The 15,608-nt window shown below is 73.1% G+C and carries 7 protein-coding genes; 6 read left to right on the top strand and 1 reads right to left on the bottom strand.

Annotated features, from left to right (window positions below):
• The first annotated feature begins 203 nt into the window (after nt 1–203).
• Both OH807_RS28655 and OH807_RS28650 read left to right on the top strand, forming a co-directional pair.
• Entirely contained in the window at nt 204–4,580 is a 4,377-nt protein-coding gene (locus OH807_RS28655; RefSeq protein WP_406204338.1) for a ricin-type beta-trefoil lectin domain protein, read from the top strand.
• Nucleotides 4,581–4,771: 191 nt separating this feature from the next.
• A complete protein-coding gene (locus OH807_RS28650; RefSeq protein ID WP_406204335.1) occupies nt 4,772–8,761 on the top strand; it encodes a beta-N-acetylglucosaminidase domain-containing protein in 3,990 nt (1,329 codons plus the stop codon).
• 117 nt (nt 8,762–8,878) lie between these two features.
• On the opposite strand, the gene OH807_RS28645 is transcribed toward OH807_RS28650, so the two are convergent.
• Nucleotides 8,879–9,523, bottom strand: a complete 645-nt coding sequence (locus OH807_RS28645) for an HNH endonuclease (RefSeq protein WP_406204332.1) — start codon at nt 9,521–9,523, stop codon at nt 8,879–8,881.
• 772 nt (nt 9,524–10,295) lie between these two features.
• Here OH807_RS28645 and OH807_RS28640 point away from each other — a divergent pair.
• The 4 genes from OH807_RS28640 to OH807_RS28625 all read left to right on the top strand — a co-directional run bounded on the left by OH807_RS28640 (nt 10,296) and on the right by OH807_RS28625 (nt 15,601).
• Nucleotides 10,296–11,528, top strand: coding sequence for a mechanosensitive ion channel family protein (locus OH807_RS28640; protein ID WP_406204329.1), 1,233 nt, complete (start codon nt 10,296–10,298; stop codon nt 11,526–11,528).
• 287 nt (nt 11,529–11,815) lie between these two features.
• Nucleotides 11,816–13,006, top strand: coding sequence for an ROK family protein (locus OH807_RS28635; RefSeq protein WP_406204326.1), 1,191 nt, complete (start codon nt 11,816–11,818; stop codon nt 13,004–13,006).
• Nucleotides 13,007–13,220: 214 nt separating this feature from the next.
• Complete coding sequence (locus OH807_RS28630) at nt 13,221–14,576, top strand: ABC transporter substrate-binding protein (RefSeq protein ID WP_406204323.1); 1,356 nt, start codon at nt 13,221–13,223, stop codon at nt 14,574–14,576.
• A gap of 26 nt (nt 14,577–14,602) precedes the next feature.
• Nucleotides 14,603–15,601: a carbohydrate ABC transporter permease gene (locus OH807_RS28625; RefSeq protein WP_406204319.1), complete on the top strand. Its 999-nt coding sequence runs from the start codon at nt 14,603–14,605 to the stop codon at nt 15,599–15,601.
• Nucleotides 15,602–15,608 lie beyond the last annotated feature (7 nt).

Genomic DNA, 15,608 nt, shown 5'->3' with positions numbered 1-15,608 from the left:
TCGCCTACAGATAGTGCAGGACGGGAATCCCCTGGTGTGATCAGAGTCACTTCGTATCCAATGCATCATCAGGTCGAACAAATCGGACAGGTTGTCGACAAAACTCTTTGACACCTCGTCGAATGTGGCGGCAGCGTGCGGCTGATCTCTGCTCACCTTCACAACTGATCTCCACTCACCTCACCTCCGAGGACAGGTTCTTCATGTCGAGCCCACAACCTCCCGTGCCCACCGGCCGGAGACGCCGCGTCGCCGGCCGGGCCTTCGGAGCAGTCCTGCTCCCGCTCGCCTGCACCGCGGCCCTCACCCTCGGCGCCGGCCTGCCGGCCGCCTCCGCGGCGGCCGCCGCTCCCGCCCCCGACCGCAACCACGGCCCGGCCGACCCCTCCTGGCCGCCGACCCCGGCGAAGGCCGGCGGGGGCGGCACCTCCGCGACCGTCGCCGCGGCGAAGGCCACGGCGAAGAGCACCGGCAGGCCGGTGCAGATCGACGCCCTGACCACCCCCACCGGCACCACCACCGCCAACCCGGACGGCACGCTCAGCACCACGTCCGCCCCGGTGGTGGAGCACGTCAAGAACGCCGACGGCACCTGGCGCGCCGTCGATGCGACGCTGCGCGCCAACCCGGACGGGACGGTCACCCCGGTCGCCGTTCCCTCCGCGCTGGCCTTCTCCGGCGGCGGCAAGGGCCCGATGGCGACCATGACGACGGCGGACGGCAAGAAGCTGGCGCTCAAGGCACCCTTCGACCTTCCGAAGCCCGAACTCGACGGTGCCGGTGCGCTCTACCGGTCCGTGCTGCCCGACGTCGACCTCCGGCTGAGCGCCACCACCGCGGGCGGCTGGCGGCAGGTCCTGATCGTCCGGACCGTCACGGCCGCGGCGAACCCCGAGGTCCGCAAGCTCCGTCTGGACGTCCTCGGCGACGGCCTGACCGTCAAGGCGGACGCGCACGGCAACCTGACCGCCGAGGACGCCGCGGGCACGCCGCGCTTCACCGCCCCGGTCCCGGCGATGTGGGACTCGACCCCGGCCCCCGCCGACACCGCGGCGCCGCCGGCGCCCCGGACCCGCGGGAAGTCCGCCGAGGCTCCGCCACCGGACAGCGCGTCGGCCCCGGTGCCGTCCGGCCCCGAGGGACCGGGCAACCACGCCAGGCGGGCGTCGATCGCCACCGTCGTGAACGGCGCCGGCATCGAGCTGACTCCCGACCCGGCACTCCTCGGACAGGGCACCGGCCCCTGGTTCATCGACCCGGGCTGGAACCCGAGCGTGGACAACGGCTCCCAGGCCTGGGCGCAGGTCCAGGAGGGCTGGCCCGAGACCATGGAGTACAACGGAACGGTCTACGACCAGGACAAGCCCGCCGCCGGGTACTGCGACTTCGTCCAGCCCTCGCCGTGTGAGCGCAAGGGCCGCGAGCGCGCCTACTTCCAGATCGGTCTGAACCCGCAGTTCCGGGATGCCACGGTGCTCAGCGCCAAGCTCTACGCCAACGTGGTGGCCTCGTCCAGCCCCGGCACACCCACGCCGATGAACCTGTACTCGACGGGCACCGCCAACTCCAACCCGATCAACCGGTGGACCCGCTGGAACGCCCAGCCGTGCCAGGACGTGCCGATCCAGAAGGCCTGCGGCAAGGTCACCACGACATGGATGAAGGGCACCGGCGGGATCGAGTTCGACGTGGCGGGTGTGATGGCCCAGGCCGCCCGTGAGCACTGGGACGGGTGGACGTTCGCCTTCGCGCCCGACGACGAGACCTACAGCGCCTACCGTCAGCGGTTCGCCAACAACCCGCACATCTCCGTCACCTACGACTTCCAGCCGCACGTCGGCTCCCCGCAGGTCAGCCCGACCCCGGGCTTCGCGGCCAACAGCGACTACCGCTACCAGTGCCAGTCGCCGGACAACCTGTACCCGTGGACCAACCCCGGGTGGATCGGCGTCAACAGCAACATCAACCTGAGCAGCGACACGTGGTCCCCGACCGGCGAGCAGCTCTGGACCGCCTTCAGCATCTGGGACGACGACGACGGCGGCGCCACCAAGATCCACGAGGTGAGTTGGAACAACTCCGGCCGGGTCGGGGTCGACGTCGGTCCGCTGACCGACGGCCACCAGTACGGCTGGTTCGCCCGCACCGGCGACGGCACGCTGGACAGCGCCAACGGCCCGATGTGCTACCTCCGCATCGACCGCACCCCGCCGACCGCCCGGATCACCTCGACCGACTTCCCCGAGTCGGGGACGCTCGGCGGCCACCCGAAGATGACCGGCCAGCAGGGCACGTTCACCCTGACCGGCACCGATCCGATCCCGGCCGGCGGCGCCCGCTCCTCCGGCCTGGCCTGCGCGCGCTGGACCAACGACCCGGTCAAGGCCTCGGCCACCGGGTGGACGTGCAACGACGGCGGCAACATCGTCAAGATGGACGGCAACGGCAACTACCAGCTGCCGTACACGGCGTGGCGCTGGGGCACCAACTTCCTCTACCTGCAGGTCCAGGACAACGCCGGCAACATGTCGCAGCCGGTCGCGTACACCTTCTACGTCCCGCACAACCCGGCCGGACCGGACCCGGTCTACGGTGACCTCGACTCCGACGGCAACCCGGACCTGCTGCTGCCCGACAGCACCGGCAGTCTGCGGCTGACCGGCGCCGGCGCGGACCCGCACGCCTCCCCCAACGCGGTCAAGTCGTCCGCTCCGGGTGGCAACGGCTGGGGACAGGTGGACATCACCCACCGCGGCTCGTTCAGCAACCGGAACTACGACGACCTGATCGCGCACCGGCCGGGCGACGCCTCCGCCTCCCTCTACGCCAACGACGGCATCGTCGGCCGGTTCGACGGCCAGGCCCCGGTCTCGCTCCACAAGCCCGTGGACTGCGCGCTGCCGGACGCCGACGGCACGACGATCACCTGCTCCGACTACGGCTACGGCCCGGACTGGTCCTCGGTGACGCAGATCGCGGCCTTCGGCTCCCCCGAGGGCGACACTCCGACCACCCTCGCCTCCGGGCTCAAGGGCCTCCCGGCGACCTCTCTGCTCTTCGTCGACAACGGCCGGCTCTGGCTGGCCCGCTCGGACGGCGGCAAGCAGCTCGGGACGGCCGTGCTGCTGTCGCAGAACAACCAGGACTGGAGCCACTACGACCTGATCGCCCCCGGCCCCGCCAAGGGGACGGACACGCCCACCCTCTGGGCCCGGTCCAAGAACGACAGCACCATCCACGCCTACGCGTTCAAGAAGAACGGTTCGGCGTTCGACACCACCGCGTTCGCCGACCCCACCCAGGGCTGGATCGCCGGCGGGGTCGACCGGAGCCTCTACCCGAAGGTCGGCTCCAGCGGCGACATCACCGGTGACGGCATCCCCGACCTGTGGGCCGTCGACACCAACCAGCAGTTGGTCGCGTTCCCGGGTACCGGCGCCAAGGCCTCCGGCGCCGACCGGAGCGGCCCGACCGTGACCGGGCTGGAGCAGGCGCCGGCCGTGCTCGGCAACCTCAACCGCCCGGTGGCCAACTGGCTGGCCTCCCCGAACGGCAGCAACACGGTCACCGACGGCCAGGGCAAGGCCGACGGCACGGCCTCCGGAGTGAGCTGGGGCTGGGACAACGTCGGAGGCCGTGGCACCACGGTCGCCCAGTTCAGCCCCGGAGCCGGCTCGAACATCACCACCCAGGGGCCGGTGGTCGACACCCGGAAGAGCTTCACCGTCTCGACCTGGGTGAAGTCCGGCCCCGCCGGCGGCGTCGTCGCCGGCCAGACCGCCGACCACGCCAGCGACTTCATCATCTACAACGACGGCGGCACCGGCCCCTGGCGCTTCGCGATGAGCTGGCGCGACACCGGGGAGGGGTGGCCGTTCCACTACACCAGCACCGTCAACGCGAACGCGACGTCGCGGGTCGGGGTGTGGACGCAGCTGACGGTGTCGTTCAACGCCGACACCGGGCTGATGTCGCTGTACGTGGACGGGATCCTGGCCGGTACGGGCTACCACCCGGCCGGTGAGAGCTCCCCGCCCTCGGGCCCGTTCGTACTGGGCCGTTACAAGGCGGGCGACCAGCTGAGCGCCTCCTTCGACGGCGCCGTCGGCAGCACCGCCGTCTTCCCGTACGCGGTGGCCCCGGCCGCGCCCGACGCCACCGGCCTCATCCGCTCCGGAGTCAACGGGAACACGTGCGTCGACGACGCCGGCTTCGGCCGCGCCGACGGCACCCCGATCCAGGTCTGGGGCTGCCACGGGGACACCTCGCAGCAGTTCGCGTACGGCAGCGACGGCAGCGTCCGGGTGCTGGACGGCTGCATGCAGCCGGTCAACGGCGGCCGCGACAACTTCGTGAAGATCGAGTACCACAGCTGCAACGGCACCATGACGCAGAAGTGGCTGCCGCTCGCCAACAACACGCTGTACCACCCGGACTCCGGGCGCTGCCTGGACCTGACGGGCTGGGACGCCGGCAACGGCAACCAGCTCCAGCTGTACGACTGCCACTGGAGGGAGTCGCAGCAGTGGTACAGCGACCTGGTCCGGACCGCCGTGCTCCCCGCTCCGCCGACGTCCTGACGTCGGGGGCCTGAGCGTGCCCCCCGGGCCCGTCGTACCGATCGGTGCGGCGGGCCCGGGGGCGTTCCGGGGAGAAGTGGTGAAGGTGATAAATGCGACAAAATAGTCATACCCGTCGGCGGCGTTGACACCGGCTGGGCCAACTGGTGGGCTTTGGGCCGATGTGGTCGTTGCCTGGCGAGGAGGCTCCTGTGCAAGCCCGAGTGTCCGTCGCCGCCGGACGGCGGCTGCGCCAGCAGCTGGAACAGAGCCCGTCACTGCGGGACGTACTGCACCACCCGGCCGCGGTCGCGGCGCGGCAGTTGACCGCGCGGACGTGCCGTCAGCTGGCGCCGCGGACGGCCGACCGGCTGATCGCCGATCTGAAGGGGACGCCGCCGCTGCTGGCCTCGGTGCGCGCCGAGCGGGCGCGGGCCGAGCGGCCGGGGGCGCCGAGCCGGCGGACGCTGCAGATCGCGGCGACGCTGTCGGCGGCGGCCGTGGTCGGCGGGCTGCTGGTGAGCGGGCCGGGTGTGGCGTACGCGGCCGGGCCGGGGCCGGACGTGGTGAGCACCGCGGCGCAGACGCCGCTGGGGAGTGTGAGCAACCCTCAGGTGTTCCCCCGGCCGCAGGAGCTGAGTGCGGCCGGGAAGCCGGTCGTGGTGCCGGCGGCGGTGACGCTGGTGACGGCGCCGAAGGCGGACCACGGCGCGGTGGACGCCGTCCGTGACGTGCTGGGCGTGGCCGGGGCGACGGCGGTGACGCCGCAGGCCGACGCCGGGGTGCCGGCCGCCGGGTCGCTGGTGGTGTACATCGGCGGGCCCGCCGAGGGCGCCGACGGCGAGGTGGACCGGGTGCTGCGGGAGCTGACCGTGGCCGCGGGCGGCAAGGACAGCGCCGCCCCCTCGACGGCGGGGATGGCGGCGGGCGGCTACGTGCTGTCGGCGGGTCAGCTGCCGGCCGCGGGCGGCGGGACGTACGGCGCCGTGGTGCTGGCCGGGGTGGACGGGGCGGGCACCTTCTACGCGGCGCAGTCGCTGCGCCAGCTGCTGGCCGCGGTGCCGGCGGGGCAGGGCCAGACCGGGCAGGGGCAGGCGGCGGGTGCGGCCGGCCTGGGGCTGCCGGGGATCACGCTGCGCGACTGGCCGTCGGGCGCGCCGGTGCGCGGGACGGCGGAGGCCTTCTACGGCACGCCGTGGAGCGCGCAGCAGCGGCTGGACCAGATGGACTTCCTCGGCCGGTCGAAGCAGAACTTCTACCTGTACGCCCCGGGCGACGACGCGTACCGGCTCTCACGCTGGCGGGACGGGTACCCGCAGGCGCGCGCCGAGGAGCTGAAGGCGCTGGCCGCCCGGGCCCGGGAGAACCACGTCACGCTGGGCTACGCGATCGACCCGGGGCAGTCGCTCTGCTACAGCTCGGGCAAGGACGCGGACGCGCTGGTGGCGAAGCTGGACGGGCTGCGCAAGCTCGGCTTCGGCGCCTTCCAGCTGCAGTTCCTGGACGTCTCGTACGACGAGTGGCACTGCAGCGAGGACCGGTCCAAGTACGGCACCGGGCCGGCGGCCGCCGCCAAGGCCCAGGCCGAGCTGATCGCCAAGGTGCAGGACCGGCTGATCGCCAAGAACCCGGGGCTGGCGCCGCTCTCCGTGGTGCCGACCGAGTACCACCAGCAGGGTTCGACCCCGTACCGCAAGGCACTGGCGGCGGCGCTGCCGGAGGGCGTGCAGGTGGCGTGGAGCGGGGTCGGGGTGATCCCGGAGAAGATCACCGGCGCTCAGACCGCGGAGACCGCTGCGCTGTACGGGCGGCCGCTGGTCACCATGGACAACTACCCGGTGAACGACGCCAACCCGGACCGGCTCTTCCTGGGCGCCTACACCGGCCGGGACGCGCAGGTCGCCACCCGGTCGGCCGTCATGCTGACGGGCGCGATGGAGCAGCCGGTGGCCTCGCGGATCGCGCTGGCCACGGCCGGCGACTTCGCCTGGAACCCGGACGGGTACACGCCGGAGGACTCCTGGCAGGCCGCCCTGCGGTCGCTGGCGGGCCCGACCGGCGCCACCAGCACGCCCACCGGCGCGGCGCTGGCGGCCGTCACGGCGCTGGCCGGCAACAGCGCGTCCTCCCCGCTGTCCAAGCAGGAGTCCGGCTACCTGGCGCCGTCGCTGGAGCGGTTCTGGGCGACGGCCGAGCCGAACGCCGGGGCGGCTCCGGAGCTCGCCAAGCTGATCGAGGCGGCGGTGCCGCTGCGGGAGTCCTTCGCCGCGATGGCGAGGGCGCAGCAGACGCTGACGGCCACCCCGGCCACCGCCGCGCTGGCCGCCGAGGCGGGCCCGTGGCTGGCCCCGCTGCGCGACTACGGCCTGGCCGGTCAGGCGGCGCTGGACATGCTGCTGGCGCAGCGCGGCGGCGACGGTGCGGCGGCCTGGAAGGCCCGGGTGGAGCTGAACAAGCTGCGCGAGCAGCTGGGGCAGAGCCCGGCGACGGTCGGCGCGGGCGTGCTCGGGCCGTTCCTGGAGCGGGCCGTCCGCGCGGCCGACAACTGGGCCGGTGTGGTCGGCGGCGGGATCACCCCGACCACCACCCTCGGCACGGCGCACGACCACCTGCCGGCGCTGATGACGGACGGGGTGGCGGACACCTTCTACTGGAGCTCGGCGCCGCCGCAGCCCGGCGACGCCGTCGGCCTGGACCTCGGCGGCGGCCGCCCGGTCGGCAGTGTCACCGTGCTGATGGGCTCCTGGGGCAGCGGCCCGGACGGCGGGAGCGCGCTGGACGACTACATCCGCGACGGCGTGCTGGAGTACTCCACCGGCGAGGGCGGCTGGAAGCAGCTGGCGCAGGTGAAGAACCAGAAGAGCGTCACCGCCCAGCTGCCGGCCGGCACCGTGGTGCGGGCGGTGCGGCTGCGCGCCACCGCCGCCCAGAAGACGGCCGTGGCGGTGCGCGAGTTCTCGGTGACGGCGCCGGACGAGGCGCCGGCCAGTGTGACCGGCGGTCCGGCGGCGCTGCCGGGCGCCTCGGCGGCCGCGGTGCTGGACGGCAACCCGGACACCGCCTACCGGGCGGCCACCGCGCCGACCGCGGCGGACGAGCCGCTCACCGTCGAGCTGGGCGCCGCCCGGCCGCTGGACCGGCTGACCATCCTCACCGACCCGACCGTGCGGGCCAGTGCCACGGTGGCGCTGCGCCGGGCGGACGGCACCTGGGTGGAGATCGGCACCGTGCAGCCGGGCTACAACGAGCTGCCGGCCGGCGGCCAGAGCGCGGACGCGTTCCGGCTGGCCTGGAAGCCGGGCGGGGAGCCGCCGGTGGTCAACCAGGTGATCCCCTGGTACGCGGACGTCCCGGCGGCCCGGCTCAGCCTGGCCGACGCGGCGCTGGACGTGGTGACCGGGGCGGCCGCCCCGGTGCAGGCCCGGGCAATGGTCGAGGCGGGCCGCCCGGAGGGCGTGTCCGGCGAGCTGCGGGCCGAGGTGCCGGTCGTCGCGAAGGGCCTGACCGTGGCCCCGGTGTCCGGGGTGAACGTGCCGCGCGGCGGCCGGGTGGGCGTGCCGCTGCTGGTCAGCGCCACGCCGGAGACGCCGTCGGGGACGTACCAGGTGCCGGTGCTGTTCGTCGCCGGACAGACCACCGTGCGGCAGGTGCTCCAGGTGCACGTGGTGCCGCCGACCGGCGGGCCGGACCTCGCGCCCGACGCGCAGGCGAGGTCCTCGGCCGACGAGACCTCCGCCTTCCCCGCCTCGGCGGTGGCGGACGGCGATCCGAAGACCCGCTGGTCCTCACCGGCGAAGGACGACTCCTGGGTGCAGCTGGAGCTGCCGAAGGCCGCCCATCTGGGTTCGGCGGTGCTGCACTGGCAGGCCGCGTACGCCTCCGCGTACAAGGTGCAGACCTCGGCGGACGGCGTGAGCTGGACGACGGTGGCGACGGTCGACGACGGCAAGGGCGGCAACGAGACGGTGCGCTTCGACGCGCCGGGGGCGAAGTTCCTGCGGGTGCAGGGCGTGGCCCGGGCCACCAAGTACGGCTACTCGCTCTGGGGCGTCGAGGTGTACGCCGTCACTCCGGCGGCCCCGCCGGCCGGACAGCAGCCCGGCACGCCGCCCGCGCCGGTCGTGCCCGCTACCCCGGCGAACCCGCCGGCCACGCCGCCGGCCGCCCCGGCCGCAGGGGCCACGGCGCCCGCGAAGCCTTAGGAACCCGCACGCGGCCGTAGGAAGCCGTAAGCGGCGGGCCGCCGCGCTCCCCGGTGGGGTGCGCGGCGGCCCATGAGGCGTACCGAAGGTATGACGGGCAAGCCCTTGTGGAGCGGGTCAGGCGGAGAGCGGTTCGGGCTGCTCACCGCGGCGGACGGGGGCGGAGTGGGCGGAGTGCGCCCGGCCGAGCGGCAGGGTGTGCCCGGCGTCGGTATGGTCGAGGTGCTCGTACTCGCCCCACTGCGGGGCTCGCAGCTGGTCACCTCCGCCGTACGGCTCCAGGTAGGGCCGCCAGCGCGGGTCCTTGATCCCGGTGCCGATGATGCGCCAGGCCAGGCCGCTCGGCGGGGCCGGCGGGCGCTTCATGCGCCAGCCGAGTTCGGTGAGGTGGCGGTCGGCCTTGGTGTGGTTGCAGCGGCGGCAGGCGGCCACCACGTTGTCCCACCGGTGCTGGCCGCCCCGGCTGCGCGGGATGACGTGGTCGACGCTGGTGGCGGCGGCCCCGCAGTAGACGCAACGGCCGTGGTCACGGGCGAACAGCGCCCGGCGGGTGAGCGGGACGGGCCCGCAGAACGGGACCCTGACGAAGCGGGTCAGACGGACGACGGACGGCGCCGGAAGGGCGCTGGTGGCGCTGTGCAGAGTGACCCCGGAGTCCTCCAGGCTGACCGCCTTGTGATTGAGGACCAGGATGAGTGCGCGGCGCATCGATACGACGCCGAGTGGCTCGTAGGACGCGTTGAGGACCAGGACATGCGGCACGGATGCCTCCTTGGACGCCTGCGGCGCGTGGCTCGCGCCGGGACGAGCGGTTCGACCGCGCAACGGGTGCGTGATCTCCCCCAGTGTCGCCTTACGCCTTTGTACGGCGCCACCACTCCTGTGTAACGGACCCGGCATGAACTCCCGGTGTGCTTTCCGTCATACCCCGTATGCCCGGGCGGAGGACGCGTTGCACCCGGGCGCCCTCCCGGAGGGCGGCGCGGGTTACGGCGCGGGTCGCGGCTCGGCCGGTCGGAGCAGCGCGGGGCGGCGGCCGGCCGGGGCCCGGCCGGGGCGTCACCGGGGCCCGGCGGGGCGGGCGCCGCAAGGGTGGTCGTAGGGGTACCGCGGGGCGACGCGGGGCGCGCCGCAGGAGCGCTTCGGGGGCGGTGGAGCGGGTGCTGAGGGGGCGGTCCGGGGGCGGATCACCGGCGTGCCGGGGCGTTGACGGGGCGTCCGGGCACCCTCCGCGCGCCCGGCAGCGGCGCCTCCCCGGCCCCACCGGACGACCGCCCGACGACCGCCCACAGCCCGCCCGACGACCGCGTACCCGCTGCCAGGACGCGGCCCGACCGCCTGCTGACCGGCCGCCGATACCCGGCCACCCCCTCCCGCGGGCCGCCCGCAGACCGCCGGCGGACCGCCCGGCGGCCGACCGGCGTGTCCGGCGGGCGGTTCGGCGGCGGATAGGCTAAGGCGGACGGTCCGCAGGCCAGGGGCATGCTTCCGCGGCAGCGGGCTGTGCCCAGCCCCCTGCAGGAAGGTCCCGCACGTGTTCCGGTCCGGTGCCGCCGGCATCCTCGCCGACGCGTCCACGACGCTCACGTCCACGACGGACTCGTCCACACCGCCGAGCCCCTCCCCGAGCCCCACCGCGCCCGCGCTGCCGCAGCTCGACCTCAGAATCCCGACCAGCGCGCAGGAGGTCAGCGACACCACCAAGCAGGCGGCCGGCTGGTTCGACTCGCACTGGCAGGAGTGGCTGGCGAGCGGGGTACGGATCGTCTTCATCATCGTCCTGGCCCTGGTGCTGCGGGCCGTGGTCCGCAAGCTGATCACCCAGCTGATAGCGCGGATGATCAAGCCGGGCGAGGGCGACGAGGAGCCCGGGCGGTTCGGCGGCCTGCTGGCCAACACCGGGGTGGTCAACCCCGAGCGCCGTCAGCAGCGTTCGGAGGCGATCGGCTCGGTGCTGCGCAGCGTGGCGTCGTTCACCATCCTGGGCACGGCCGCGCTGATGGTCCTGGCGGCGCTCGGGGTGAACCTGGCCCCGCTGCTGGCGAGCGCCGGTGTGGCCGGTGTGGCGATCGGTTTCGGCGCGCGCAACCTGGTCACCGACTTCCTCTCCGGGGTCTTCATGATCATGGAGGACCAGTACGGCGTCGGCGACGAGATCGACACCGGGGTGGCCACCGGCACGGTGCTGGAGGTCGGCCTGCGGGTGACCAAGCTGCGCGGTGCGAACGGCGAGATCTGGTACATCCGCAACGGCGAGGTGAAGCGGATCGCCAACATGAGCCAGGGCTGGTCGACGGCCTCGGTGGACGTCCAGATCGGCTACAAGGAGGACCTGCTCCGGGTCGAGGCCCTGATCCAGGAGACGGCGGAGGCGCTGGCCAAGGAGGCCCCGTACGACGAGCTGGTCTGGGCGCCGATGTCGATCCTGGGCGTGGAGTCGGTGGCGGCGGACTCGGTGGTGCTGCGGGTCGAGGCGCGGACGGCGCCGGGCCGGTCGCTGACCGTGGCGCGGGCACTGCGCCAGCGGCTGAAGACCGCCTTCGACCTGGCCGGGATCAAGGTCAAGGAGGAGGTCACGCCGGCCGGCGCGGCGGCCGCGGCGGCGGCCGGGCCGGTCGCGGCCGGGGTGGTGCTGGCGACCGCGCCGATGGGCACGGAGGCCGCCGCGCCGTCCGCGCTGGCGGACCCGGCCTCGCCGCGCTACCTCGCGACGGCGCCCATACCGGCGCCGGTCAGGCCTGCCGAGGACGTCACCAAGTCACCCTGACCGCCTGCGAAAGCAAGCCGAAACCGGACGAATGCCCCGCCTCCCGAACGCCGGGGGGCGGGGCTTCCGCGTCGGCCGGTAACGCTTCGGCATCCACCGCGGAAAGGGCCATTGACACGCTCCGACGGGGACCGTACGGTCCTGTCTCAAGCGACTGGAAAGTTTCCTAACTATTCGCCCAGGGCCCACCCAGGGCCCACCCAGGGCCCACTCACGACCCCACGCCGACGCCACCCCGGGCCCACCCCGGCGGCTGCCCCGACCTGCAGGAAGAGGAGGATCTTCGCGTGACCAAGACGACCGCCAAGGCCCCCCTCGCCGGCACTCCCAGCCTGCTCCGGGCCATCAACGACCGCGCCGCCCTCGAACTGCTGCTGGAGAACGGACCGCTCTCCCGCACCCAGGTCGGCACCCTGACCGGGCTCTCCAAGCCCACCGCCTCCCAGCTGCTGGCCCGCCTGGAGGCGGCGGGGCTCGTCCTGCCGGTCGGCACCACCGCCGGCGGCCCCGGCCCCAACGCGCAGCTGTACCAGGTCAATCCGGCCGCCGGTTACGTCGCCGGGCTGGACGTCACCACCGGTCACGTCCGGGTCGCCGTCGCCGACATCACCGGCACCACGCTGGCCGAGCACCTCGTCCCGGCCAAGGGGTGGCCCGCCGCCGGGACGGTCGCCCGGGTCGCCGAGGCCGTCGCCGAGACGGTGCGCGCCGCCGGGCTCCCCGCGGGCAGCCTGCACACCGCCGCGATCGGCGTCGGGGGCGCGCCCGACCCGGTGACCGGCAAGCTCCGCTACGCCTCCCACCTGCCCGGCTGGCACTCGCCGCGGCTGGTGCAGGAGCTCTCGGAGGCGATCGGCGCCCCGGTGTCGATCGAGAACGACGTGAACCTCGCCGCCGTCGCCGAGCAGGCCTCCGGCGCCGCGCGCGGGTTCGAGGACTTCGTCCTGCTCTGGGCCGGCGAGGGCACCGGCGCCGCGATCGTGATCGCCGGCCGGCTGCACCGCGGCTTCACCGGCGGCGCCGGGGAGGTCGGCTACATGCCGGTGCCCGGCTCACCGGTCGTGCGGGACGTGCGCCGCCGCAACTCCGGCGGGTTCCAGGAGCTGGTCGGCGCACCCGCCGTCCGCGCCCTGGCCAAGGAGTACGGGCTCGGCGCGCCCACCGCGGAGGAGTCGCTCGTGAAGGCGCTGGAAACCCCGGGCGCCGGCGACGAGTTCCTCACCGAGCTGGCCGGCCGGATCGCCGTCGGCCTGGCCGTGATCGTCGCCGTCGTCGACCCCCAGCTCGTGGTGGTCTCCGGCGGGGTGCCGGGTGCGGGCGGCGAACGCCTGCGCGCACTCGTCGAGGAGGAGCTGGCCAGGATCTCGATCGCCCGGCCGGAGGTCCGCAGCAGTGCCGTGCCCGGTTCGCCGGTCCTCACCGGTGCACTGCAACGCGCCCTGTCCGCCGCCCGCGAGGCGGTCTTCTCCACCCACTGAACCACCCACTGCACCACCCACTGCACCACCCACCGAGCCACCCCCGGATCCACCCACCGACGCTCCCCGGCGCACCACGGCACCACCGCACCACGGCACCACCGCATGACCGCACCACCGCTGACGCGCCACCTGCACCCACCTCTCCCCCAACCCCCGAACGCGGGACCCGAGGCAATGACGCCTGCCCGCGCACCCCCAGGAGGATCTCGAAGTGCACTCCACCACCTCCCGCAGAGGCCGCCGCACGCTCGCCGCCGTCACCGGCAGCGCCGTGCTGGCCCTGCTCGCCACGGCCTGCACCGGCACCAACGACGCCGGCGGCAACGACGACTCGGCCAGCGGCAAGGACGTCACCATCTCCTTCTGGCACGGCTGGAGCCAGGACTCCGAGGTGAAGGCGATCAACGACAACATCGCCGCCTTCGAGAAGGCCCACCCGAACATCCACGTCAAGGCCACCGGCAACATCGCCGACGACAAGGTCAACCAGGCCCTGCGGGCCGGCGGCGACGACGCCCCGGACGTGGTCTCCTCCTTCACCACCAACAACGTCGGCATGTTCTGTTCGACGAAGGCCTTCGCCGACCTCAAGCCCTTCCTGGAGAAGGACAAGATCGACCCGGCGAAGACCTTCCCCGCCGCGATGCTCAACTACACGCAGTTCCAGGGCAACCAGTGCTCCCTGCCGCTGCTCGGCGACGCGTTCGGCCTCTACTACAACAAGAAGGCCTTCGCCGACGCCGGCATCGCCGGCCCGCCGAAGACCTTCAGCGAGTTCGCCGCGGCCGCCGCCAAGCTCACCGTCCCCGACGGCGACAGCTTCAAGCAGCTCGGCTTCATGCCGCTCTACCACGGCTACGAGTCCACCACCGAGCACTTCCTCGGCCAGTACGGCCCGAGCTACTTCGACGGCTCCGGCAAGTCGAGCATCGCCACCGACCCCAAGGTTGCCGCGATGCTGAACTGGCAGAAGGGCCTGGTCGACAAGCTCGGCGGCTACGACAAGCTGGACAAGTACCGGGCCACCTTCGGCGAGGAGTTCAGCGCCAAGAACCCCTTCCACACCGGCCAGGTCGCGATGGCGATCGACGGTGAGTGGCGGACGGCCTCGCTCGCCGAGAACAAGCCCGACTTCGAGTGGGCCACCGCGCCGTTCCCGGTGCCGGACGACCAGGCCGACACCTGGGGCCGCGGCTACCAGACCGGCACCATCGTCGGCGTCGCCAGCAGCAGCAAGAAGCAGGCCGCGGCCTGGGAGCTGGTCAAGTTCCTGACCACCGACACCGACGCCGTGGTGTCGTTCGCCAACGCGATCCACAACGTGCCCAGCACCTTCGCCGCGCTCGACTCGCCGAAGCTGATCAGCGACCCGAACTTCAAGACCTTCCTGGACATCGCGAAGAACAAGAACTCCGGCACCACGCCCGCCAGCGTCAACGGCGGCGGCTACATCGTGTCCCTGCAGAACCTCGGCTACGCCTACGAGTCGGGCCAGCAGGCCGATCTGACGGCGGGCCTCGCGGCCACCGCCAAGGAGATCGACGCCGCCATCGCCCAGGCCAAGTAACAGCGCGTACGGTCCACGGAGCTCCCATGTCACTTGCGTCCGCCACCCGCAAGGGCGCCGGACCGACCGTCCCGGCGGCGCCCTCCACGCAGCACCTGCTGCGCCGGAAGCGCCGCCGGGAGGCGGCCCGCACCCTCGCCTTCCTCTCCCCCTGGCTGATCGGTTTCGGCGTCTTCTTCCTCTACCCGCTGATCTCGACCATCTACTTCTCGTTCACCAAGTACAACGGCTTCGGTGCCCCCACCTTCAACGGCCTGAAGAACTGGGACTACGTCTTCAACGACCTCCCGGCGTTCTGGCAGGGCCTGCGCAACACCGTCTGGCTGGTGTTCGTGATGGTGACCCTGCGGGTGGCCTTCGGCCTCGGCATCGGCCTGCTGATCACCAAGGTCAAGACCGGCGTCGGCTTCTTCCGCACCGCGTTCTACCTGCCGTACCTGGCACCGCCGGTGGCCGCCACCGTCGCCTTCGCCTTCCTGCTGAACCCCGGCACCGGCCCGGTCAACCACTTCCTCGGTGACCTCGGGCTGCCGCAGCCCGGCTGGTTCGCCGACCCGGACTGGTCGAAGCCCGCACTCACGATGCTCGCCATGTGGGGCATCGGCGACCTGATGGTCATCTTCATGGCGTCCCTGCTCGACGTCCCGAAGGAGCAGTACGAGGCGGCCGAGCTCGACGGCGCCGGCCCGTTCCAGCGGTTCCGGTACGTCACCCTGCCGAACATCTCGCCGATCATCATGTTCGCCGTGGTCACCGGGGTCATCCAGACCATGCAGTACTACACCCAGGCGATCGTCGCGGGGAAGGTCGCCGGCGGCATCGCCGGCAACTCCGGGCAGCAGTTCGAGCCCGGCTACCCGCAGGGCTCCACCTGGACCCTCCCGCAGATGGTCTACAACCTCGGCTTCCAGCGCTTCAACTACGGCGCCGCCTGCGTCGTCGCCCTGGTGCTGTTCGTCATCTCCATGGCCGTCACCTCGCTCCTGCTCCGCCGCAAGTCCGGCTTCATGGCGAGCGACGACTAGCAGCCCG

It is taken from the genome of Kitasatospora sp. NBC_01560 (assembly GCF_045208415.1).
Classification (GTDB): domain Bacteria; phylum Actinomycetota; class Actinomycetes; order Streptomycetales; family Streptomycetaceae; genus Kitasatospora.
The sequence above is the reverse complement of the archived record's forward strand: the minus strand, read 5'-3'. Positions and strand labels throughout refer to the sequence as shown.